This is a genomic window from Lachnospiraceae bacterium KGMB03038 (genome assembly GCA_007361935.1).
GTDB lineage: Bacteria > Bacillota > Clostridia > Lachnospirales > Lachnospiraceae > Massilistercora.
Map to the genome: position 1 here is coordinate 3,310,435 of CP041667.1, position 24,040 is coordinate 3,334,474.

The window sequence follows — 24,040 nt, forward strand, 5'->3', positions numbered from 1 at the left end:
ATTCCAGGATCCCTGCGGACCGATTCCTTTCTCCCGGTTCCGGATCAGGAAGAAATAGATTGAGGTGTACAGTGGAATGAAAACCCCCAGCACTCCATGAAGCAGGGCATAATTATCATCCGTATACCTTTTAAATATCTGACGGTTTACCAAAATCTGAAGCGCAGCTGTCATAGCGCTTACCGCTACAGACAGCAGCGTCAGCATAATAATTCCGATCAGCATCAGAAACAGCCCTGCTCCAGACGCTCCGCCCTGGTAATTCCGGTATGCCTCCGAATAATCGTAGGCGCGGGAAATGAGATTTGACACTTCCAGCACCACGCCGCCCACAATGAAGATGGTAAATACGCTCATGACCAGGCTTCCCACCACGGGAATCACTAACAGCCACAGTCCTGGACTCTTCAGATCTCTTTTCCCAAAATGCAGGGTTCCGCATAGTTCCCCTTGAAAATAGGTTCTCGCGTAGGGGACAAATGCCAGCCAGGGATAGTTCATCCCGCGCCTTTTCCCCATCGTATACATCCCCACACCTCTTAAGATATAGCCGGCCAGCCAGCCGATGCCAAGCACAGCAAAAATCAAAAAATAGCTCATAAAAAGGGTGAGCAGGAAACCGTTGGCCCCAACTTCCATTCTTATACCTCCACTGTAAGCCTATCCAAATGCCAAATATCGTCTACGTACTCCTGGATCGTCCGGTCGGAAGAAAATTTCCCGCAGCTTGCCGTCTGTAAAAGCGCCATCCTGGCCCAGCGGTCCTGATCCCGGTAAGCCGCCTCCACCTGCTCCTGCGCCTGGGCGTACGCCCGGAAATCTTTCAGAATAAAATACATATCCGCCCGGTTTCCCTGAACACTGTTCAGCAATGAGTTGTAAAGATCCCGGTACATCTCTGTATTCCCGTGAGCGTAGGTTCCGTCTACCAACTGATCTACCACCCGACGTATCTGAGGATCATTGTTGTAGATCTCTCTTGGATCGTATCCTCCATACTGCTCAAAATGAATGACTTCGTCAGAACTTAATCCAAAGATAAACGCATTCTCTCGGCCGACTTCCTCCACGATCTCCACATTCGCTCCGTCCATGGTTCCAAGCGTTGGAGCTCCGTTCAGCATAAATTTCATATTTCCTGTTCCGGAAGCCTCTTTAGAAGCAGTGGAAATCTGTTCGCTCACGTCTGCCGCCGCAAAAATAAGTTCTGCGTTAGAAACTCGGTAATCCTCGATAAATACAACTTTCAGCTTGCCGTTGATGCTGCGGTCATTGTTGATCACATCCGCCACAGAGTTGATCAGTTTGATGATCTGTTTTGCCCGGATATAACCCGCAGAAGCTTTGGCCCCAAAGATAAAGGTTCTGGGATAGAAACTCTTCTCCGGGTGTTCCTTGATCTGGTTATACAGATACATCACATGAAGAATATTCAAAAGCTGACGTTTATACTCATGAAGCCGTTTTACCTGGACGTCGAAGATGGATCTTGGATCCAGCTCAATTCCATTGTGTTTTAAAATATAGTCTGCCAGACGTTCCTTATTTTTATACTTGATGCTCATGAATTCTTTCAGTACTTCTTTGTCATCGACCCATTTTTTCAAGCCGGACATAAGGGACAGATCCGTGATCCAGTCCTTCGTTCCAAGTTTATCCGTCACCCAGTCCGCCAGAAGCGGATTCCCGTGCATTAAGAACCGCCTCTGGGTAATTCCGTTGGTCTTATTGTTAAATTTCTCCGGCATCATTTCATAGAAATCCTTCAGTTCCTGATGCTTCAAGATCTCTGTATGAAGTCTGGCCACTCCGTTTACAGAATAGCCTGCTACGATAGCCAAATGCGCCATTCTTACCTGGCCGTCCATTAAGATCGCCATCCGTTTTACCTTTCCTTCATCTCCCGGATACTGTCTGCGGATCTGTTCTACAAACCGACGGTCGATCTCCTGTACGATCTGGTAGATTCTTGGCAGCAATCGGGAAAACAGGTCGATAGGCCATTTCTCAAGAGCCTCCGCCATAATCGTATGATTGGTATAAGCGCAGGTCTTAGTCGTAATCTCCCACGCCTCATTCCATCCCAATCCTTCCTCATCCAGGAGGATCCTCATAAGTTCCGCTACCGCCACGGTGGGATGGGTATCGTTCATCTGGAACGTTACCTTCTCTGGCAGCTTCATAATATCATCGTGGGCCTTCTTATATTTGACAATTGCCGCCTGGATACTCGCGGAGATGAAGAAATACTGCTGCTTCAGACGCAGTTCTTTCCCCGCGTAATGGTTGTCATTAGGATAGAGCACCTCTACGATCGTTTTAGCCAGGTTCTGCTGCTCTACCGCTTTGTGATAGTCGCCCCGGTCAAAGGAATCCAGCTGGAAGTCCACGATCGGCTCCGCATCCCAGATCCGGAGCGTATTGACTATATGATTCCCATAACCAACGATTGGATAATCATAGGGAACCGCGAGAACCGATTCATAATTTTCCTGCACGAAATGGGTCCTGCCGGTCTCATCATATTCTACCCGGATATTTCCCCCAAACCGGATCTCCTTAGCATACTCCGGCCGTCTCAGTTCAAAAGGATTCCCGTCTTTGAGCCAGTTGTCCGGTGTTTCTACCTGATAACCATCTTCGATCTTCTGCTTGAACATTCCATACCGGTACCGAATACCGCAGCCATAGGCCGCATATCCCAGAGTCGCCAGGGAGTCCAGGAAACAGGCGGCCAGCCGTCCCAGACCTCCATTTCCCAGCGCTGGGTCTGGTTCCTGATCCTCGATGACGTTCAGATCAATGCCCATCTCATCCAGAGCTTCTTTGACTTCCTTATAGGCCGTCATATTGATCAGATTATTTCCAAGGGCGCGTCCCAGCAGGAATTCCATAGACATATAGTAGACCATCTTAGGATCGTCCTTCTCAAACTGCTTCTGAGTAGCGATCCAGTCATCGATGATCGCCTCCTTTACCGCGTAAGATACAGCCTGAAACAGCTGCTGAGGCGTGGCCTCCTCAATGGTTTTCCGAAACAAAGTCTTAACGTTATTGATAACTTCTTTCTTAAATATTTCCTTTTCAAATCTTGGATTATACATTTTCACTTATTCCTTCCCTTCGTCAGTTGCGCCGCGGGCTTGATTATTTTTTCTCTACTCCAAGAGTCACCTTTTCTCCGTTGATCTTCCATTCCTTCACATAGCCTGATGGGGATGATTTCTCCACGGTAAGAGCCAGTGTTTCCTGACCGATCTCTTCTGCGTTCTCCGCAAATATTTCTTCCGCCCGGTCAGTTCCCTCATAGGTAACGCCGATCTTATCCATAACCTCGAATCCGGCCTCCTTGCGCATAGTCTGTACTTTACTGATGATCTCTCGTACAAACCCTTCTCGCCGAAGCTCTTCCGTCAGATTAGTGTCCAATACAACCGTAATTCCATTATCGTCTTCTGACACATATCCTTCTGTCTGAGCGGTCTCGATCAAAAGGTCTTCTCGGAATAAGGTGATCTGCTGCCCGTTTACATCCAGTTTCAGAGAATCGTTCGCGTTTAGCTCATCCATGGCGGCATTTCCATCGATCTGGCTTAACGTGGTCTTGATCCCGCCTAACATTTTACCATATTTAGGTCCTACTGTCTTTAACTGTGGTTTAAATGTATATGAAGTAAACGCGCGGACTTCCTGAGTAAATGTAATTTCTTTTACATTCAGCTCGTCTCTGACGATCTCCTGATAAAATTCAGGAAGGTCAAATCCCGCCTTCACATACATCTGGCCAATAGGCTGACGGTTCTTGATATTCGCTGTGTTCCGGCAGGCGCGGCCCATGACTACCAGCTTCAGGACTTTCTCCATATTAGACTCCAGTTCCTGATCGATCTGGCTTTCATCTGCCGCAGGGAAGTCGCACAGATGGATACTCTCCGGAGCCTCCGGATCAATGCTGCGCACCAGATTCTGATAGATCTCCTCCGTCATGAATGGAATCATAGGCGCCGCCGCTTTGCTGATATTGACCAGAGCCGTATAAAGAGTCATGTAAGCGTTGATCTTATCCTGCTCCATGCCTTTTGCCCAGAAACGGTCACGGCTTCTTCTTACATACCAGTTGCTCATATCATCTACGAACTCCTGAAGCGCTCTTGCGGCCTCCGGGATCCGATAATTATTCAGGTCATCGTCCACCGTTCTGATCACGGTATTTAACTTAGACAGGAGCCATTTATCCATTACGGATAATTTATCGTATTCCAATGTGTATTTCGTTGCGTCAAATTCGTCAATATTTGCGTACAGCACGAAGAAGGCATAGGTATTCCACAGAGTTCCCATAAATTTTCTCTGGCCTTCCACAACTGCTTTCCCATGGAAGCGGTTGGGCAGCCAGGGCGCACTGTTCACGTAGAAATACCAACGGATCGCATCTGCTCCGTATTTCTCCAGGGCATCAAACGGATCTACCGCGTTTCCTTTAGATTTGCTCATCTTCTGGCCGTTTTCATCCTGTACGTGTCCCAGAACGATAACGTTCTTGTAAGGCGCTTTGTTAAAGATCAGGGTAGAGATGGCCAGCAGGGAGTAGAACCATCCTCTGGTCTGGTCCACCGCCTCGGAAATAAAGTCTGCCGGGAACTGTTTCTCAAATAATTCCTGGTTCTCGAAAGGATAGTGATGCTGGGCAAACGGCATCGCGCCTGAATCAAACCAGCAGTCGATCACTTCCGGAACTCTGTGCATTTCTTTGCCGCATTTCGGACATTTGATGGTTACACCGTCGATATACGGACGATGCAGTTCGATATCATCCGGGCAGTTATCGGACATTTCCTTCAATTCCGCGATGCTTCCGATGGAGTGCTGATGGCCGCACTCGCACTCCCAGATATTTAAAGGAGTCCCCCAGTAACGGTTCCGGCTTATGCCCCAATCCTGGACATTTTCCAGCCAGTCGCCAAACCGTCCCTTGCCGATGCTCTCCGGAATCCAGTTGATGGTATTGTTGTTGGCGATCAGGTCGTCTTTCACCGCCGTCATATTGATGAACCAGGATTCGCGGGCATAGTAGATCAGGGGCGTATCACACCGCCAGCAGTGAGGATAGCTGTGTTCAAACTTAGGCGCGTCGAAGAGAAGGCCTCTCGCCTCCAGGTCCTTTAATACCTCCGGATCCGCTTTCTTCACGAACAGGCCGGCAAATGGAGTAGTCTCGCCCATATTTCCTTTCTCGTCTACCAACTGAACGAAAGGCATATCGTACCTGCGGCCCACCTTAGCATCGTCCTCACCAAAGGCCGGCGCAATGTGTACCACGCCAGTACCATCGGTCAGGGTTACGTAAGTATCGCAGGTGATAAAGAAGGCTTTCTTATTCTGTTTTGCCGCGCAGTCTGCCGCGCACTGATACAGAGGCTCATACTCCTTGTATTCCAGATCTTTTCCTTTGTAAGTCTCCAAGATCTCATAATCCGGCGCTTTATCGCCGTCCGCTTCCGCCGCTTCAGCTCCGGCGGCTTTCGCTGCCAGACCTCCGAGCACGGTATCCAGAAGAGCACAGGCCATATAGTATACATTTCCATCGGCCGCCTTTACCTTTGCGTAGTCTTCCTCCGGGTTTACGCACAGACCGATATTAGAAGGCAGGGTCCATGGCGTGGTGGTCCATGCCAGGAAATAGGCATCCTCGCCGATCACCTTGAAGCGGACGATAGCAGAGCGTTCCTTCACATCTTTATAACCCTGGGCCACTTCCTGAGCGGAAAGAGGCGTTCCGCAGCGAGGGCAGTAAGGCACGATCTTAAAGCCTTTGTACAAAAGGCCCTTCTCCCAGATCTGCTTCAGCGCCCACCATTCAGACTCAATATAGTCATTATGATACGTAACATAAGGATGCTCCATATCTGCCCAGAAACCAACGGTAGCAGAGAAATCCTCCCACATACCTTTGTATTTCCAGACACTTTCCTTACATTTATCGATAAAAGGCTCCAGGCCATACTCCTCAATCTGCTCCTTGCCGTCCAGGCCAAGGGCGCGCTCTACTTCCAGCTCAACCGGAAGCCCATGGGTATCCCATCCTGCTTTTCTGGGCACTTCGTACCCCTTCATGGTACGGTAACGAGGGATCATATCCTTGATGACCCGGGTAAGCACATGGCCGATATGAGGCTTACCGTTGGCCGTCGGAGGGCCGTCGTAAAACATATAAATCTCATTGCCATCCCGCTCTTCCATACTCTTTTCAAAAATGTGATTTTCTTCCCAGAACTTCTCGGTGGCCTTCTCCCGGTCCACAAAGTTCAGGTCCGTAGAAACTTTCTTGTACATGATTGACCTCCTTTTTCAGTTGGGGTCGGGGGATTTTTAAAAATCCCCCGGCCCAGATTGAAAATGCCCTGTCCCTTTTTGATAAAAAAAGCTTCCGTCCTGTATAGGACGAAAGCCAGAGCTAACGTTTATAAACCACCTAAACATACCAACATATGCTTTCCCTGTAACGGGGGAAATCCGTCAGTTCCTACTAGGCAAAACAGCCTGCTTTTCAGAAACCGCGACTCGGAAGTGATATTCAATTGTATCCTACTCATACCAGGCTCCCACCTGCCCCGGCTCTCTTTGATTTTCTGATACAATCTACTGTCTTCGTCAAAGTCTTTCTATATGCTGTATTATTATAGCCAAAAATGGCCGATTCCGTCAAGGCTTTTTTCAATTAGGGACAGGGCATTTTTAATTGGGGCCGGGGGATTTTTAAAAATCCCCCGGCCCCAATTGATCATTTCCGGTGTTTCATATGTCTTCTATATTTTTTTCGTCTCTTCATCCGCAGGATCATCCAAATGAATACCACGATCAGCACAGCCAGCAGGACACACGCCCCGCACAAGACGATTGTCTCAACGGTTCCTCTTCCATTCTCTCCCTGCGCTGTATTTGTGCCCAGTTTCTCAATCTTTGCGGTATGTTCCTGGATGTAGGAATCGCTTAATTTCGCGCGGGCTGTTCCTACCGGGTTTCCCTCATAGGTATAATTCAATGTTGCCTGTCCGTTATTTTTATCATCCGGTACGATCTCCATATCCAAGTCGGAAAATTCCAACCCTTTTGGCAGCATCACATATCCTGTGCCTTCTTCATCCAGAATCTCTCCTATGTCTTCCGATGTTTCGTTTCCCGCGATGGGTGTCTTGGTAAAATTCTGAAACGCGTAATCAAACAGGTTCCTGGTATCTGTATAGTGGTGTCCGCTCTGGGACCGCAGTACCACGCATACTAGCTGCGTCTCTCCGTTATCCGCCATTGTGATCAGCGTATTCAGCGCATCGGAAGTATATCCTGTTTTTCCGCCTACAGCGTATTGGTAATAATTGCTGTTGTTCGGATTCAGCATTTTATGCTTTTGCTGGAAAATGTGTTCTTCGCAGGTAGCTGAGGCCGGAATCTCATATTGGTGAGTCTGTACGATCTGAAAAAATTCTGGATACTTAAATAATTCACTTCCGATCAGAGCCATATCTCTGGCGCAGGTATAATGATTTGGATCATGCAGCCCATTTGTATTCGCAAAATGAGAATTATTACCGCCTAACAGCTTGCATTGAGCGTTCATTTGCTCAAGAAACCAGTTATAATCGTGACCCGTATTCTTCCCCACATTTTCTCCAACCGCATAGGCAGCCTCATTGGCTGACGCAAGAAGCGTAGCATACAGCGCCTGCTCCAGTGTGATCTGATCTCCTTCTTTCAGGCCAACGGAGGAATCTCCCGGCTGCAGGAAAGAAACACAATCATGAGAAAAGACCACGGGGTCTTCCATATTTCCATTCTCTAACGCTACCAGAGCAGTCAATACTTTCGTGATGCTGGCTGGATATTCATGCTCATCAATATTTTTCCCATAGAGGATAGAACCTGTTCCGGCTTCCATAACGATGGCCGCGTCCCCGTAAGTTCCCGGTCCTTGGGGCCAGCCCTCCAGTTCATTTGTCTGGACTGGCATCTCATAGATTTCTTTTAACAGCGCTGCCTGTTTCTCCTCATCGGTCAGTTCTTCCTCCGAAGCTTCTTCTTCCTGGTTCTGTATTCCAGTTGCGTATACGTCTGTCTCTGTACCTGCGAGCAAAACAATGAATAACAGCATAATTGGGAAAATTCTCTTTCCCTTTTTTATCCATTGGTTTTTCATTTCCTTTGGCTCCTGTTCGTCTGAAGCGTCGCTGCCTCATCTACATTAGATTTTACCATATTTGTCATTTTATTACCAGAAAACAAATTTTTTCAATTATCAAAAAAAGAGTGAAAATGATTGGAAATATCATTTTCACTCTTTCCAGCGTTCCCTGCGAGAATCGAACTCACAACTAGCGCTTAGGAGGCGCTTGTTATATCCATTTAACTAAGGGAACTTTTTCATGCCCAACAATTATACTGCATTTCCATAGAACTTGTCAAACACTACTTAAAAATTTATCCTGCCTTGAAGCCAGATATTTCCTTTGAATCTGCGGCCGGGGGCTGGTTCTCCCATAATCTGGGCGGAAGGCGCGCATACGTCGAAGGTAAGTCCATTTACTTCCATACGCATGATCGTGATCTCCTCGCCGGACATCTCATTTTCCACTGCATGAAACTCTTGAATAGTGCCGAGGATAGAATAACTGTCGCACTCTACCCCATAAGGCATAATATAGGTGTCCACAATGCTGAAGATATCTTCTGTGACCAGCCTTCTGGAGACTTTCGAGTATGTATCAATATCGTCCAGCGTCAGACTCTCTATCGCTTCCGGATCCCCGCTTTTGGCAGCGCTTAATAACATCATCCGGTTCTGCACCTCTTCCTGCTGCTGGCGCTGCTGCATCGCGTCTTTTTGCACTGGCAGAAGGACGGTGCCCTTTTTGCACAGTCCGGCCAGTGTAACAGATGAATATTTGACAGTTGTTTTGCTCATCTGCCGCTCTTTCATATACTCTGCCATATTCTGCAGATGGAAGATCAGGCTAATGCCGATCTTGATATCTTCACAGATCCCCACATACGCGTCCCGGTCGATACGTTTTTCCATTGTCACGTCCGCGTAAGATGTGACTCCCGTTCCAATAAAATAAGGGAAATAATACTGCCTTTTAAAACATTCATCCAAATCTATATCTCCACATGCTGAAATCCCTATTCCTGGAGCATATTCTTTTTTATATTCACAAAAATCTATGCCCTCTTCCTGAGAAATCAGTTCATGCTGAGTAAATGATGTTTCTACCTGTGTCAAGATTTCATACAATTGTTTTTTTGTTTTTACATTGTGAAAGCCGATGGCGTCCAGGTACTGATGCATATTCTTTCCCTCATTTTTATAGAATCAATAGCGTCTTTACTCGCTATTTCCTTCGGATTTCTGTCATATTTCCCATATATGGACGAAGAATTTCTGGTATTCTTACAGAACCGTCTTCCTGAAGATTATTTTCCAGGAAAGCGATCAACATTCTCGGCGGCGCTACGACCGTATTGTTTAATGTGTGAGCGAAGTATTTATTTCCGTCCGCTCCCTTTACCCGGATGCCAAGACGTCTTGCCTGAGCATCTCCTAAATTAGAGCAGCTTCCTACTTCAAAGTACTTCTTCTGTCTAGGAGACCATGCTTCTACATCGCAGGATTTTACTTTCAGATCAGCCAAATCGCCGGAACAACATTCCAGTGTCCGTACCGGAATATCCAGTGAACGGAATAAGTCTACGGTATTCTGCCATAATTTATCATACCAGAACATACTGTCTTCCGGTTTGCAGACAACGATCATTTCCTGTTTCTCAAACTGATGGATACGGTATACGCCTCTCTCCTCGATTCCGTGCGCTCCTTTTTCTTTGCGGAAACAGGGAGAATAGCTGGTCAACGTCTGAGGAAGCTGATCCTCTGTCAGCATGGAATCAATAAATTTACCGATCATAGAATGTTCACTGGTACCAATAAGATACAGGTCTTCTCCCTCGATCTTATACATCATGGCGTCCATTTCGGCGAAACTCATTACTCCGGTCACTACATTGCTCCGGATCATAAATGGAGGGATGCAGTAGGTAAAGCCCCGGTCGATCATAAAGTCTCTCGCGTAAGCGATCACTGCGGAATGTAATCTTGCGATATCTCCCATCAGATAATAAAAACCATTTCCCGCAACTTTTCCCGCGCTTTCCAGATCAATTCCGTTAAAACTTTCCATAATCTCTGTATGATACGGAATTTCAAAATCCGGCACTGCCGGCTCTCCAAATTTTTCAATCTCTACATTTTCACTATCGTCTTTTCCGATCGGAACAGAAGGATCGATAATATTGGGGATTGTCATCATGATTTTTTTAATCCTGGCTTCTACATCCTTTTCTTCCGCGGAAAGTGTTTCTACCCTGTCAGCGTTAGCCTGAACTTTCTTTTTCAATTCTTCAGCTTCTTCTTTCTTCCCCTGGGCCATGCAGGCTCCGATCTCTTTAGAGATCTTATTCCGATCCGCGCGGAGCGCTTCTACTTCCTGCTTAATATCTCTATTCTTTTTATCTAATTCTAATACCTCATCTACCAGCGGAAGTTTTTCATCCTGAAACTTTTTTTTGATATTTTCCTTAACTACATCTGGATTCATTCTCACAAATTTAATGTCTAACATTTTTTCTCCTCCTACTCTTATTTTTCCTTTGGTTCAATGTTATAGGGATCTTGATAAATAGCTTTGTCCAACGCTTCTGCTTCTTCCTCCGCCAATTCTACGTAACTTTCTCCTTTCACGATTTCTTTTACGTAGGTATAGCATCCTTCGCGGCTATGCATGGCGTTGATCACCCATCCGTTATTCTTGCCATCCAGCATTGCCAGAGCGAAACTTAGTTTTCCTCCCATTTCGTTAAAGGCGTCGTATTTGATAATTCCAAGTTTCTGATAATTTCTCTCTATTTTCCGGCTGATCTCACGGATGTCTGACCGGTTCTGCTTTGTTATTTTTAAGATGGCGTCTACTTCCGCAAATCTTTCCTGCATGCTTTCTTCTAAAGTTTTCCCATCTTTCCCCCGCATAAACGACATATAACTGCTCTTTAGTCGGTTGTATTTCATTGTAACATTTACATAGAGCAGAAACAATACGATAAATAAAAGCAGCATAAATAAAAAAATAAATGCCGGATCTATTCCAAGTGAATTCAGTATACTATTTTCCATATATCTTTAATCTTCCTTTCCAAGGCTTACGATCATATCGAACATACGTTCTAGTTCTTTGTCAGAATAATATTCTATTTCTATTTTTCCTTTTCCATTTCCTTTTGCTGATATGCTGACCTTTGTTCCTAGCGCCTCTATCATTCTATTTTCAAGATCTGTATAGACGAATTCATTCTGAACAACTTTCTTTGCTTTTGGTTTCTTAGGATTTTTAATATCCTTCACTAATTTTTCTGTCTCCCGGACGCTCAGCTTTTCATCAAATACTCTTCCTGCAAGGTCATACTGCTGTTCATGGTCGTCAATAGCCAATAAGGCTCTTGCATGTCCTGTAGAAATCATATCATCAACGATCATCTGCTGTACTCTTTCGTCCAGCTTTAAAAGACGCATGGAATTAGTGACAGCTGTCCGGCTCTTCGATACGCGCTCCGCGACTTCATCTTGTTTCAGATGAAATTCCTCTAACAGCTTTTTAAAGGCCATTGCTTCTTCAATCGGATTCAGGTTTTCTCTTTGAATATTTTCAATCAGGCCAATTTCCACAATTTCCTGTTCGCTGTAATCTTTAATGATCACGGGAACTTCTTTTATACCTGCCAACTTTGCCGCACGCCATCTTCTTTCGCCCGCGATGATCTCATAGTAGTCTTTTCTTTTTCTTACAAGAAGCGGCTGAAGTACGCCAAACTGTTTGATGGAGTCTGCCAGTTCAAGAAGAGCGTCCTCTTCAAATTTTTTTCTTGGCTGTTCTCTATTTGGTTCAACCATATTTATATTCATCATCTGTTCACCAGATTTTATTTCTTCCGATCTATTAGATGAATTTGCTGTTTCTGTCTTAATTGGTTTATTATCAGGAATCAGACTGTCTAATCCTTTTCCCAGTCCTTTCTTTTTGACCGCCATATGTCATTCCCCCTTCTGTTTTATTGATCCGTCTCTCTGTTGATAACTTCCTCGGCTAATCTCATATAGCTTTCAGAACCTGCCGATTTCGGATCATATTGATTGATCGGAATTCCATAACTCGGTGCTTCAGCGAGACGAATATTTCTGGGTATGATGGTTTTATAAATATTCTGGTGTAAATTGTCTTTTACATTTTCCACTACTTGGAGCGATAAATTTGTTCTCGCATCGTACATTGTAAAAACCACACCCTCAATCTCTAATTCCGGATTTAGTCTGCTTTTTACAAGATCTACTGTATGAATAAGCTGACTCAATCCTTCCAAAGCATAATATTCACATTGAATAGGAACCAGTACGGATGTGGCTGTTGTCATCGCATTGATGGTAAGCATACTTAAAGAAGGCGGACAATCTATAATAATATAGTCGTATTCATCTTTAATTTCTTGAATGATATTCCTTACGATATACTCCTTTTCTTCTACATCAATCAACTCTATTTCCGCAGCGGAAAGATCAATGTTTGCGGGAATAATATCAAGATTTTCCATAATATTTTCTTTTAGCACTTCTTTTATTGTGGATTCTCCTATGATCAGATCATAGATTGTATCTTCGATGGCATTCTTATCTACGCCAAGACCGCTTGTCATATTCCCCTGCGGATCCATATCTACCGCCAGAACTTTTTTCCCTTTTTCAGCAAGGCATGAAGACAGATTAATTGCTGTAGTGGTCTTTCCAACTCCGCCTTTTTGGTTCGCGATGGCTATGATTCTTCCCATATTATATCACCTTTCTTTAGACTTAAAATTAGTATAACACTTTTTCAATTTCTTATCTACCAAATGTTTCACGTGAAACATATTTTTTCTATTTATACCAAATGTTTCACGTGAAACATTGTCTCTTTTATCTATGTTTGTCAAAATATCTGTCGAAGAAAATCACAAATGTTTCACGTGAAACATTTGATATAGCACTTTCTATGTAGTATAATAATATCAAGAATTTTAAATATCCTTTCGGTTTTAAAATTTCAATATTATTATGATAAGAAAGGTGTGAAAACATGAGTTGGAAAAAGAAGCTTGTTGCCGGAACTTCTCTGGCCGTCTTAAGCACTGTAACAATACACCTGATAAATAAATTCATCTTCCTTTCAGCTACTGTTGATGATCTTCTAAACAATCCTCCAGGCAGCTTTTACGAATGGAAGTTTGGAAAAATTTATTATACAAAAAAAGGTGAGGGAACTCCCCTTCTTCTTATCCATGATCTTTCTGTATATAGTTCGGGATATGAATGGAATAAAATTGCAAAAGATCTATCCAAAAACTATACTGTATATACCATTGATCTCCCTGGATGCGGACGTTCCGATAAACCAAATATTACTTACACCAATTATCTTTTCGTTCAATTAGTACTTGATTTTATTAAGCACGTAATAGGAGAGAAGACGAAGATTATTTCCACAGGAGAATCTTGCTCATTTACAGCCGGCGCATGTCAAACGGAACCAGACATCATTGATGAAATGATATTTATTAACCCTATTGACATAAAACAATTGGGGCGGATTCCTAATAAGAGGAGCAAAATGCTGACATGGATGATCAATACTCCTGTATTTGGAACATTTTTATATAATATGTTTGTAAAAGAGAAAAATATAGAGTCTTTATTTAAAGAAAAATATTTCTATCACTCAGAAAACGTGACTTCAGAAATGATAAAGACGTATTACGAATGTTCACATTCTGGCGGGGCCGTCTGCAAATATCTTTTTTCCAGTCAGATTGGCCGCTATACAACTGTCAATATGAAGCACTGTTTAAATTCGATCAACAACAGTATCTTCATTATTAGCGGAGAAGAAGATCTGTACCAGGAAACAGCAGAAGAGTACAAGGAAATCCTTCCTTCCATTGAGGTTGCTTCTATAAAAGGAACAAAATATCTTCCTCAATTAGAAGAACCCGATAAATTCTTAGAACAGGTCAATATTTTATTTTCACAGCAAGAAGAAGAGCCATTGTAAATTACAATGGCTCTTTTCCTGGAAGTCCAGCTTTCCGTGGATACTTCTTTTTCGTCATTTCAATTTTTTTAATCTTTACAAAAGATCTATTGATATCTGTTCCTGGCAATGAAAATTTTAAAACATCTTCCAGCTTTCCTCCCAAAATGTTTACCGCCTTCTCAGAAGCTTTTAATTCTCCATCAATATCCCCGGACTTATAAGAGATAAAAAAGCCGCCGCGCTTAATATAGGGAATGCAATATTCGGAAAGAGTAGAAAGGTTAGCGACTGCCCTGGATACACAGAGATCAAATTGTTCGCGATATTCTTTTCTTCTCGCGTAATCTTCAGCTCTTCCATGGATTGTCTCTATTCCTGACAGATTCAGCCGGTCTATGACTTCATTCAAAAACCGTATCCTCTTATTCAGAGAGTCCAAAAGCGTGACCTCAAGTTCTGGAAAAAGAATCTTCAGAGGAATTCCAGGGAAACCGGCCCCAGTACCTATATCGATCACTTTCTGCCCATGATTTAAATCCATTACATTCACAAGAGAAATACTGTCTACGAAATGCTTTTTTACTACTTCCTGATAATCTACGATCGCTGTCAGGTTCATAACTTGATTCCACTCAATAAGGATCTCATAATAATCCAAAAACTGCCGGACCATAGAATCTGTCAGTTTCACAGGAAACACTTCTATACTTTCCTTCAAAAATTTTTTCTGATCTTCTGTCACTCTATTTTTCCTTTCCATATACCCCTCCCAGGTATATTAACAACACCGATATATCCGCCGGAGAGACCCCGGATATCCTGGACGCCTGTCCGATCGAAACAGGACGGTACTCTTTCAGTTTCTGGACCGCCTCGATCCTGAGACTGTTAACTTTATCGTAATCAATATCCTCTGGTATCCGCTTCTTCTCTAATTTCTGGAATTGTTCTACCTGCTTTTCCTGCCGTTTGATATATCCCTCATATTTAATAGAAATATTTACCTGTTCCCCTATTTCTTCACTCAGATCTGGTGGAAAAACTGGTCTGTCAGAATCTAAAGGCCCCAGGATCTCATAAGAAAGTTCCGGCCTGCGGATCAATTCCGCAAGTGTGATCCCTGAAGACAGGGGAGTACTATTATATTGTTTCAGCATCTCATTTACAGAAGAACTGGTTCCAATATTCGTATGCTGCAATCGGTGTATCTCTTCCGCAATATATTGTTTTTTCTTTAACAATCTTTCATAACGTTCCCGGCTGATCAGCCCAACCTGGTATCCTTTTTCCGTCAGCCGCTGGTCCGCATTGTCCTGCCTTAGCAGCAGGCGGTATTCCGCGCGGGAGGTCATCATCCGGTAAGGCTCTTTACTTTCCTTTGTAACAAGGTCATCGATCAGGACGCCGATATAGGCTTCCGAACGATCGATGATCAGCGGCTCTTTCCCCTGAAGTTTCAGAGCGGCATTGATTCCCGCTACCAGTCCTTGAGCGGCAGCCTCCTCATAACCAGAACTTCCGTTGAATTGTCCTCCGCTGAAAAGTCCTTCTATATTCCGGAATTCCAGGGACGGCTTCAACTGTCTGGCGTCTATACAATCGTATTCGATAGCGTAAGCGTTCCTTACGATCCTTACATGCTCAAGACCTGGAACCGTCCGATACATCTCATACTGAACATCTTCCGGAAGAGAACTGGACATTCCTCCGATATACATCTCATTGGTCTCCAAGCCTTCCGGTTCGATAAATACCTGATGCCTGTTTTTATCCGCGAATTTCACAACCTTATCTTCAATAGAAGGACAGTATCTGGGGCCTGTTCCCTCGATCATTCCGGAGAAGAGAGGAGAGCGGTCCAGATTATTCCGGATGATCTCATGGGTCTTCTCGTTGGTATAAGTAAGCCAGCAGGAAACCTGATCGATCTGTACGTCTTCGGGATCTGTGGTAAAGGAAAAAGGCACAATACGCTCATCTCCAAATTGTTCTTCCATTTTAGAAAAATCTACAGAATTACGGTCGATCCTGGCAGGAGTCCCTGTTTTAAAACGGTACATTTTGATTCCCATTTCTTTTAAGCAGTCTGTCAAATGATTGGCCGCCTGCAGTCCGTTTGGTCCCGTATTCGTACTGACGTCCCCGTAGATACAGCGGGATTTCAGATAAGTTCCGGTACATAAGATAACGGCACGGCAGGGAAAGATCATACCAGAATAAATCTGGACTCCAGTCACTTTCCCATCCTCCGTTAATATATTTACTACTTCCGCCTGCTTGATCTCCAGATTCTCCTGATTCTCCAGAACTTGGCGCATAGTCCGGCTGTAACGGTTCTTATCCGCCTGCGCCCGAAGGGAATGTACCGCCGGGCCTTTGGAACGGTTCAGCATTTTGGACTGGATAAAGGTGCGGTCGATCACCTTCCCCATCTCCCCGCCAAGGGCGTCCACCTCTCTTACCAGATGACCCTTGGAACTTCCTCCAATGTTAGGATTGCAGGGCATCAAAGCAATACTGTCGATGCTGACTGTAAATACGATCGTACGGAACCCAAGCCGCGCACAGGCAAGAGCCGCTTCACATCCGGCATGTCCCGCTCCGATCACAGCTACATCATAGCGGTCTTTACTTTCCCATACAGAATTTGCTGAATATTTCATTGATCAAATCTTCACCTACCGTTTCCCCTGTGATACTTCCAAGCTCTTCATACGCATCCATCAGATCGATGGAATAAAAATCCTCCGGCATCCCAGCTTCAATACTCTCATTTACCTTTTGCAGAGAATGAAGGGCATTTTCCAGAGCCGTCTTATGCCGGATATTTGTAATATAAATCTCATCATTAAATGAAAGTTTTCCTGCAAAAAACAATTTCTCAATAACCCTTTCAAATTCATCAATTCCGAGAATTTTCTTGGCTGAAATCTCAATTATAGGTAGATTCTCCAGGAATCCTTTCGTAAATTTTGCAGGATTTATTGCAAATAGAGTTTTCTTAATATCCTCAGCCGTTACCAGCATATCCAGATCGCTTTTATTTAACAAGATGACAGAAGGTTTTCTTTCTATCATTTTCAAAATATCCAGATCATTTTCATCCAGCCCAGTGGAGGCGTCAATAACACAAATCAAAAGGTCCGCTTTCCCCGCATACTCCCTTGCCCTGTCTACACCGATCTTTTCCACAATATCGTCCGTCTGGCGGATTCCCGCGGTATCCAGAACATTCAAAGATATACCTTTCAGATTAATATGTTCTTCTAAAACATCCCTAGTGGTTCCGGCAATGTCTGTGACAATGGCCCGTTCCTCGCCTGTAAGCACATTCAGAAGAGAGGATTTCCCCACGTTTGGTTTTCCCAGAATCACCGTCTGGATTCCTTCTTTGATCATCTTTCCATCATCGTAAGTATCCAGAAGCTTTCGGATCTGATCCAGCAATTCGTCCGTTACAGCATGAAGTTCTTCTCCATAATGATCTACGCTGATGTGTTCCGGATCATCCAATGCAGTCTCAATAAAAGCTGTATGGTAAATTATTTTATTTCTTATATCACTTATTTTTTTCTTTATATTCCCTTTTAGCTGGCTGATAGAACTTTGCAGCGCATATTCATTCTTGGAAGTGATCAAATCGCCAACCGCCTCTGCCTGAGACAGATCCAGCTTTCCATTGAGAAAAGCGCGTTTTGTAAATTCCCCTGGCTCCGCAGGCCTTGCGCCGGCATGGATCAAAGTTTCCAAAACCCTTTTTACTACATAGACGCCGCCATGGCAGTTTACTTCTACCGTATCTTCACCGGTATAGGTATGAGGACCCCGCATGAGCATGACCAGAACCTCATCGATCATTTCCTCCTGGTCAAAGATATGTCCATAATGAATGGTGTGGGACTGTTGGGAAGAGAGTGTCTTTTCCTTCTTCCCATGATACACTTTATCAATGATCTTAAACGAATCCGGTCCCGTCATTCTCACAATTCCAATGCCTGAATTGCTCATCCCTGTTGAGATCGCGGCGATCGTCTCAGAAAAAAGACTTTCCATAAGCCCCCTCCTTTCCCTTCCATCCAATGTTCTTATTATAAGGTTTTTGCGGAAACTTGTAAACGTTAGATTACGGTTGACTTAAATCTCTTTTAAATCTATAATTGTATACAAATACATATACAATAGTGAAGGGGAAGGAACATGGCTTTAAAACAAATCGGAAATAAGAAATCCTTGTCTCAGCGTGCCTATGAAATATTGAAGGAAGCGATCGTGACCGGAGAATTCCTTCAAGGCCAGATTCTCACTGAAGAACAATTAGCTCAGGAGCTGGCTATCAGCCGGACTCCGGTAAGATCGGCCGTAAAACAATTAGAATATGAAGGGTTAGTAGAGATAAATTCCTCCAGAAGTATTGTGGTGGCAAAGATCACAGAAAAAGACATCAAAGACGCTGTCCAGGCCAGGAATCTGGTAGAAGTAGAAGTAGCTGGGATACTTGCGGAATCCGCCTCCAAAGAACAGTGTGAAGAATTAAGAAAAATTATCCAGCTCCAGAAAGAATCATTTCTAAATCACAAGAATATCGACCTGATCGAGTACGAATGTCTATTTCATACGAAGATCGGCCAGTTCTGCGGAAATATATGGTTTGAGAAACTTCTGACCAATATTGCGCTTTTGCAGAAGAGAGTCCTTATTCTCGGCGGAAAATTCGAGAACAACTGGAAGGAAGCCATAGAAGAACATTTAAAGATCACAGAACTTTTAGAAAACCACGACACATCAGGGGTAAAAGAGCTGATGGCAGTCCACATCAAGAATGGCCAGCCAGTTCTAAAAATATAGTGCCAAAAAGGAAGGAGAAAAACTATGCTGTTATTATCAAGAGAGGACATTAAAAAAGTATTTACCATCAAAGATGCCATCGAAGCAGACAAATATGCTTTCACTCTGGTGGTAGACGGAAAATGTGAAGCGCCGCTGCGTACCAATATCCAGGCTCCTAAATACGACGGATGTTTCTTGTTTATGCCTGCTTACGTAAGTGAAATGGACACTGCTTCTTTGAAGATCATCAACATTTTCCCTCATAATATCGACCAGGGAAAACCATCCTCACCGGCTCAGGTTCTTTTGATCGACGGAACTACCGGGATTGTGACCGCTGTCCTGGACGGAACCTATGTGACGCAGCTTCGGACAGGAGCCGCCTCTGGGGCCGCTTTTGATGTGCTAGCTAAGAAAGACTGTAAAATCGGCGCTCTAATTGGAACCGGGGGCCAGGCCGCGACTCAGTTGGAAGCCATGATAGCAGTCAGAGATCTGGAAGAAGTCCGGGTATTCGATTTGAATTTGGAAAGAACAAAAGAATTTGCCGCAAGGATGCAGGAAGAATTAAAAGACTACGGCACTAAGATCATTCCTGTAAATAGTTCTGACGAGGCTGTAGACAACGCAGATCTTGTGATCACCGTCACTCCATCCTCCAAACCTGTATTTGACGCGTCCAAGATCAAAGCAGGCGCCACCATAAGCTGTGTTGGCGCCTATCAGCCTCACATGCAGGAAATGGATTCCGCCATCCTGACCCGCGCTTCCAAACTCTATTTTGACTCGGAAGAGGCCGTCCTGTCTGAATCAGGAGACATTCTGATTCCTCTTGAGGACGGCACCATCACAAAAGATGATTTTACAGGCGATCTGGGACAAGTGATAAAAGGAGAGTTGGTTGGAAGAGAGAACGATGAAGAAATCATCGTATTTGAAACTGTAGGAGTCGCCACACAGGACCTGGTAGCGGCCAGGAGAATCTATGACAAGGCTGTAGAAGCAGGCGTTGGCATTAACTGGGAGTAATCCATTTCAGAAATATACAAAAGGAGCAGCAGCATGAAGCGAAAAGTAGTAGTGATCGGACTTGGACATTTGGGAGCTCATGTTATGGAAATCCTGGCACTTCGTGGAATCGCGGATGAACTTGTAGGCATCGATTATAATAAAGAAAAGGAATGGGGAGAAATCCAGGATCTGGCAGATATGATGCCTTACCTGGATAAGCAGACTTTGATCCGCAGGGGAAGTTATGAAGACTTGGCTGACGCGGAGATTGCCGTATTGACCGCCTGTGGAAAAATCTGCGATGAAGATAGGCTTCAGGAGCTTTCCGGATCGATCGCTGTGATCGATCAAATTCTTCCGGAAATCCAAAGAAATCATTTTAAGGGAACCATGGTGGTCTTAACGAATCCGTGCGACCTGATCGCATATTATGTAAGCAGACACATTGACTCCAAAGTTATCGGAACTGGAACAGCTCTTGATTCCGCACGCCTTCGGGCAAGAGTTGCCAAAGCGCTTAACTTAGCCCCTTCTGATATCCACGGATACTGTATTGGGGAACATGGAGACAGTCAGACCATTCTTTGGTCCCAGACAAGAGCAGGGGCAATTCCTGTCGATCACCTTCTGACCAAAGACCAGAAGGAAGAGATTGAAAAGGAAACCATCACCGCAGGATGTGAAATCGCTCTTCACAAAGGAAGCACAGAATTTGGAATCGGAATGGCCGCCTGTCAGATCATTCAGGCGATCTTAAAAGATGAACGTAAGATTCTTCCCTGTTCTGTAGATCCTAAGGGAAAATACGGGCAGAGCGGACTCTTCACCAGCGTTCCATGTGTCATTTCCAAAGAAGGCGCAAAACCTATGGAAGAACTAGAACTTTCAGAATCGGAAAGAAAACGGTTCCTAGAGAGCTGCCAAATGCTGAAGACCATAATCCAAGATCAGATAAAGTGCTGATAAAAAAGGAAGAGATGAAAACTCTCTTCCTTTTTATCTTCATTCTTTGTGATCATCTGCGTACCAGAGTTACAACCACTCTGCGGTAAGGTTCTTCCCCTTCACTATGGGTAGAAACCGCGGGATCGGACTGCAGCGCTGAATGGATGATTCTTCTTTCATATGGATTCATTGGTTCTAACGCTACCGTTCTTCTGGTCCTTTTTACTTTGCTGGCGATATTCTTTGCCAGATTCTCCAAAGTTTCTTTCCTTCTTCTCCGGTAATCCTCTGTATCCAGCTTCACTCTTACATAACCGCTCTGCATTTTATTTGCTACTCTATTAGTAAGATACTGGAGAGAATCTAAGGTCTGTCCCCTTTTTCCGATGAGGATTCCCATATTTTTTCCATCCATATTGATGCAAAGAGCGCCTTCCTCATCTACTTTGGCGGTTACTTCTACATCTTCCATATGCATAGCTTCCAGGACGTCCTGCACAAATTTCCTGCAGGTCTCTATGGTAATCTCTTCTACTGGAGCAAGCTCGATCTCTTTTTCCTTCTCTGCAGGCTTTTCTGCTTTTTCTTTCTTTTCTTCTGTCTCTGGTTCTCTATGTTCTTTGTGATGAGAAGTCTTCTTCTGTTTTCTTTTCTCCGGCCGATTTGACTCTTTCTTTTTCTCAGGCTGTTCTTCCGGCTGTACTTTTTCTTTTTCCGGCTCAGGAACCACCTGCTTTTTGCGGGCTTTGATCACTGCCTGCTTCATTCCGATTCCAAGGAATCCGGCACTTCCTTTTTCCACTACGATATAGTCTAACTGATCACTGGTAACACCAAGTTCAACTAAAGCGTCTGTGATCGCATCGTCCAGTGTTTTCGCTGATACAGTAATATACTCATCCATTACAAGCGCCCCCTCTATTTATTTTCATTAAATTTCTTTACCATATTAGCTTTTGCGGCAAGACTTCCTTCTTTTGCGTACTGCATATTTGCTCTTGCCTTCTCTACTTTTTCTTCTCTTTCCTTTTCGCTCAGAGAAGAGGCCTGTCTTTTTGCGGAATCTCTCAGACTTTTTGTATTTGTCTGAGCCATGGCATTGATCCGTTCCGCTTTCTCTCCGCGTTTCTTTTGTTTCTTTTCCGCTTTCTCTTTATTTTTCTCGATCAGCTCATCAACAGAAATCTTGGAAAGATGTTTATTAATGAAAATCTGCTGGATACATCTTACTACCGCGCTGACGATCCAGTAAAGACCAATACCTGTAGGCAATGTAAATACAATATATAAGGAAAACAACGGCATCGTTACATTCATTGTTTTCATAGTGCTGGCCATCGGATTATCTTTATCGATCACATTTCCTGATATAGCCTGGCTTAATCTGATACTTCCATACTGTGTAAGAGCAGAAAGCACGGGAAGCAAGATGGCTGTAACAATGATTACCGCAGGCGCCGCTCCATACTCTCCGCTGTTTCTGATCATCGTCCAGGGTGAAATTGTCAGATCTGGAATCGTCAAAAATCTATTTACGGCCGCCGGGGCATCCGCCATTGCCGGTACATAACTTTGAATATCATAAATAACCGGATAGAGAGCGAAAAGAAGGGGCATCTGGATCAACAGAGGAAGACATCCGCTCATCATAGAACTTCCATACTTATCATAGACCTGCTGGATTTCTTCCTGCTGCTTCATCATAGAAGCCTGATCTCTTTTATTTCTATATTTCTTCTGAATTGCCTGAATCTCTGGATTCATAACAGAAGACATTTTAGACGTCCTCTGCTGTTTGATCGTAAGCGGCATCATACATGTGTATACGAGGATCGTATATAAAATAATTGATAAACCAACCAGACCATGATCGGATGGCAGCAAGCCGTCCAGCATAATATAGATACCATTCATTACTTTACCAAGTAATGTACAAATCTGCCCAACAATCGGCCAGTTTGCGGCAGTCAATAAACTTCCCGTCATTCTTTCTTTCCTCCATTGCAATTATATTTCATTTAAGGAACAGGGTCATATCCGCCTTTGGAAAATGGATTACAGCGCAGAATCCTCCATAATGCCATCAATCCGCCTTTGAAAGCGCCGTATTTCTCAACCGCCTCTAACGCGTACTGGGAACAAGTCGGATAAAACTTGCAGGTAGAATAACCCTTAAGAGCTGACAAATACTTTCGATAGAAACGGATACATGCAAGCATGATACTCTTCATAATGATAATGCCACCTCTAATCTATGATCTTATGAAGACCTGCCAAATGAATCAGCGCACTTTCAATTTCATAGTATGTTTTTCCTTTTGCGCCTGCTCTCGCTATCACAACAATATCTAATCCATGCTGAAACCGGTCTTCTTGCAGTCGATAACTCTCTCTGATCAATCTTGTCAAACGATGTCTTACAATACTGTTTCCTACTTTTTTACTTACGGATATTCCTAATCTGTTCCGGTTTGTCTGATTTTCTGAAATATACATGACAAGGTATCTATTTGCGTATGACTTTCCTATTTTATATACCTTCTGAAAATCTTTATTTTTCTTTAATGACTCGGAATATTCCATCTTTTCGATTCTCCTGTTTTTAAGAGAAGAAAAGGCCACATAGTATGCGGCCTAAGCTGATAACTGCTTTCTTCCTTTTGCTCTTCTGCTCGCAAGTACTTTTCTTCCACCTGCTGTGCTCATTCTCTTTCTAAAACCATGAACTTTAGATCTCTGTCTGTTTTTTGGCTGGAATGTCATTTTCATTGATATCCACCTCCTTATATTCTCTAAGGATTTCTCCTCATTTTATCCTTAAGACATCATTTTTGATTATATTAAAAAACTACCTGTCCGTCAAGCAATTTCTGCATTTTTGCGGGATTGAGACATATTTTTTATCCACATTTTGTGGATAACTTGTTTAATTTAAGTGGATAATATGTGAATAATAAAATATTTTGATTTCTATTTTTCTAAATCACGCTGTTTTTACCTTTTGATAACTTTATCCACAAGGATTAAAGATTGCTTAAATTCACAATTTGATGTAGAATAGATAAGAGTAAATCATAGATTAGGAGTTTATCGCA

General features: G+C 43.7%; 20 protein-coding genes, 1 tRNA gene and 1 pseudogene. 4 read left to right on the forward strand and 18 right to left on the reverse strand.

Going from position 1 to position 24,040, the window contains the following annotated elements; all coding sequences use genetic code 11:
* Window positions 1–27 precede the first annotated feature (27 nt).
* From FND36_16270 to FND36_16315, 10 genes and pseudogenes are all read right to left on the reverse strand, one after another.
* A pseudogene (locus FND36_16270) lies at window positions 28–639 on the reverse strand (hypothetical protein).
* A gap of 2 nt (window positions 640–641) precedes the next feature.
* Window positions 642–3,104 carry a glycogen/starch/alpha-glucan phosphorylase gene (locus tag FND36_16275; protein QDW75470.1) on the reverse strand — a complete coding sequence of 821 codons (2,463 nt, stop codon included), beginning with the start codon at window positions 3,102–3,104 and terminating at the stop codon, window positions 642–644.
* 43 nt (window positions 3,105–3,147) lie between these two features.
* Window positions 3,148–6,333 carry an isoleucine--tRNA ligase gene (locus FND36_16280; protein QDW75471.1) on the reverse strand — a complete coding sequence of 1,062 codons (3,186 nt, stop codon included), beginning with the start codon at window positions 6,331–6,333 and terminating at the stop codon, window positions 3,148–3,150.
* A 448-nt stretch (window positions 6,334–6,781) separates the two neighbouring features.
* Complete coding sequence (locus FND36_16285) at window positions 6,782–8,191, reverse strand: D-alanyl-D-alanine carboxypeptidase (protein ID QDW75472.1); 1,410 nt, start codon at window positions 8,189–8,191, stop codon at window positions 6,782–6,784.
* A gap of 148 nt (window positions 8,192–8,339) precedes the next feature.
* A tRNA-Arg gene (locus tag FND36_16290) sits at window positions 8,340–8,411 on the reverse strand.
* 53 nt (window positions 8,412–8,464) lie between these two features.
* Window positions 8,465–9,340 carry a DUF3881 family protein gene (locus FND36_16295; protein ID QDW75473.1) on the reverse strand — a complete coding sequence of 292 codons (876 nt, stop codon included), beginning with the start codon at window positions 9,338–9,340 and terminating at the stop codon, window positions 8,465–8,467.
* Window positions 9,341–9,383: 43 nt separating this feature from the next.
* Window positions 9,384–10,670 (reverse strand): serine--tRNA ligase, encoded by a 1,287-nt coding sequence (gene serS, locus FND36_16300; protein ID QDW75474.1) that lies wholly within the window; start codon window positions 10,668–10,670, stop codon window positions 9,384–9,386.
* A 17-nt stretch (window positions 10,671–10,687) separates the two neighbouring features.
* Window positions 10,688–11,218: a DUF4446 family protein gene (locus tag FND36_16305; GenBank protein ID QDW75475.1), complete on the reverse strand. Its 531-nt coding sequence runs from the start codon at window positions 11,216–11,218 to the stop codon at window positions 10,688–10,690.
* 6 nt (window positions 11,219–11,224) lie between these two features.
* The gene (locus FND36_16310; GenBank protein QDW75476.1) at window positions 11,225–12,130 is read right to left on the reverse strand and encodes a ParB/RepB/Spo0J family partition protein; all 906 of its coding nucleotides are present in this window, start codon (window positions 12,128–12,130) and stop codon (window positions 11,225–11,227) included.
* A gap of 20 nt (window positions 12,131–12,150) precedes the next feature.
* Window positions 12,151–12,921 (reverse strand): ParA family protein, encoded by a 771-nt coding sequence (locus tag FND36_16315; protein QDW75477.1) that lies wholly within the window; start codon window positions 12,919–12,921, stop codon window positions 12,151–12,153.
* Window positions 12,922–13,208: 287 nt separating this feature from the next.
* Here FND36_16315 and FND36_16320 point away from each other — a divergent pair, with 287 nt between their 5' ends.
* The gene (locus FND36_16320) at window positions 13,209–14,180 is read left to right on the forward strand and encodes an alpha/beta hydrolase (GenBank protein QDW75478.1); all 972 of its coding nucleotides are present in this window, start codon (window positions 13,209–13,211) and stop codon (window positions 14,178–14,180) included.
* Window position 14,181: 1 nt separating this feature from the next.
* On the opposite strand, the gene rsmG is transcribed toward FND36_16320, so the two are convergent.
* Genes rsmG through mnmE form a run of 3 tightly spaced genes read right to left on the reverse strand, consistent with a single transcriptional unit; the run spans window position 14,182 to window position 18,215 of the window.
* Window positions 14,182–14,922 carry a 16S rRNA (guanine(527)-N(7))-methyltransferase RsmG gene (rsmG, locus tag FND36_16325; GenBank protein QDW75479.1) on the reverse strand — a complete coding sequence of 247 codons (741 nt, stop codon included), beginning with the start codon at window positions 14,920–14,922 and terminating at the stop codon, window positions 14,182–14,184.
* A complete protein-coding gene (mnmG, locus tag FND36_16330) occupies window positions 14,906–16,825 on the reverse strand; it encodes a tRNA uridine-5-carboxymethylaminomethyl(34) synthesis enzyme MnmG (protein ID QDW75480.1) in 1,920 nt (639 codons plus the stop codon). Before mnmG ends, rsmG begins: the two co-directional genes overlap by 17 nt.
* A complete protein-coding gene (gene mnmE, locus FND36_16335; protein ID QDW75481.1) occupies window positions 16,791–18,215 on the reverse strand; it encodes a tRNA uridine-5-carboxymethylaminomethyl(34) synthesis GTPase MnmE in 1,425 nt (474 codons plus the stop codon). The genes mnmG and mnmE overlap by 35 nt, the downstream gene beginning before the upstream one ends.
* A 144-nt stretch (window positions 18,216–18,359) precedes the next feature.
* Here mnmE and FND36_16340 point away from each other — a divergent pair, with 144 nt between their 5' ends.
* From FND36_16340 to FND36_16350, 3 genes are read left to right on the forward strand one after another with little or no spacing between them, the layout of a single operon-like run.
* The gene (locus FND36_16340; protein QDW75482.1) at window positions 18,360–19,007 is read left to right on the forward strand and encodes a GntR family transcriptional regulator; all 648 of its coding nucleotides are present in this window, start codon (window positions 18,360–18,362) and stop codon (window positions 19,005–19,007) included.
* A gap of 24 nt (window positions 19,008–19,031) precedes the next feature.
* Window positions 19,032–20,018, forward strand: a complete 987-nt coding sequence (locus tag FND36_16345) for an ornithine cyclodeaminase family protein (protein ID QDW75483.1) — start codon at window positions 19,032–19,034, stop codon at window positions 20,016–20,018.
* 33 nt (window positions 20,019–20,051) lie between these two features.
* Window positions 20,052–20,963 (forward strand): hypothetical protein, encoded by a 912-nt coding sequence (locus FND36_16350; GenBank protein QDW75484.1) that lies wholly within the window; start codon window positions 20,052–20,054, stop codon window positions 20,961–20,963.
* Between the two features lie 52 nt (window positions 20,964–21,015).
* Here FND36_16350 and FND36_16355 read toward each other — a convergent pair whose 3' ends face one another.
* The 5 genes from FND36_16355 to FND36_16375 are packed head-to-tail and all read right to left on the reverse strand — an operon-like array spanning window position 21,016 to window position 23,714.
* Window positions 21,016–21,849: a protein jag gene (locus tag FND36_16355; protein QDW75485.1), complete on the reverse strand. Its 834-nt coding sequence runs from the start codon at window positions 21,847–21,849 to the stop codon at window positions 21,016–21,018.
* A gap of 14 nt (window positions 21,850–21,863) precedes the next feature.
* Window positions 21,864–22,931 (reverse strand): YidC/Oxa1 family membrane protein insertase, encoded by a 1,068-nt coding sequence (locus tag FND36_16360; protein QDW75486.1) that lies wholly within the window; start codon window positions 22,929–22,931, stop codon window positions 21,864–21,866.
* A gap of 32 nt (window positions 22,932–22,963) precedes the next feature.
* On the reverse strand, window positions 22,964–23,176 hold the full coding sequence (yidD, locus tag FND36_16365; GenBank protein QDW75487.1) for a membrane protein insertion efficiency factor YidD: 213 nt from the start codon (window positions 23,174–23,176) through the stop codon (window positions 22,964–22,966).
* Window positions 23,177–23,192: 16 nt separating this feature from the next.
* A complete protein-coding gene (rnpA, locus tag FND36_16370; protein QDW75488.1) occupies window positions 23,193–23,528 on the reverse strand; it encodes a ribonuclease P protein component in 336 nt (111 codons plus the stop codon).
* Window positions 23,529–23,579: 51 nt separating this feature from the next.
* Complete coding sequence (locus FND36_16375; protein ID QDW75489.1) at window positions 23,580–23,714, reverse strand: 50S ribosomal protein L34; 135 nt, start codon at window positions 23,712–23,714, stop codon at window positions 23,580–23,582.
* Between the last annotated feature and the right edge of the window lie 326 nt (window positions 23,715–24,040).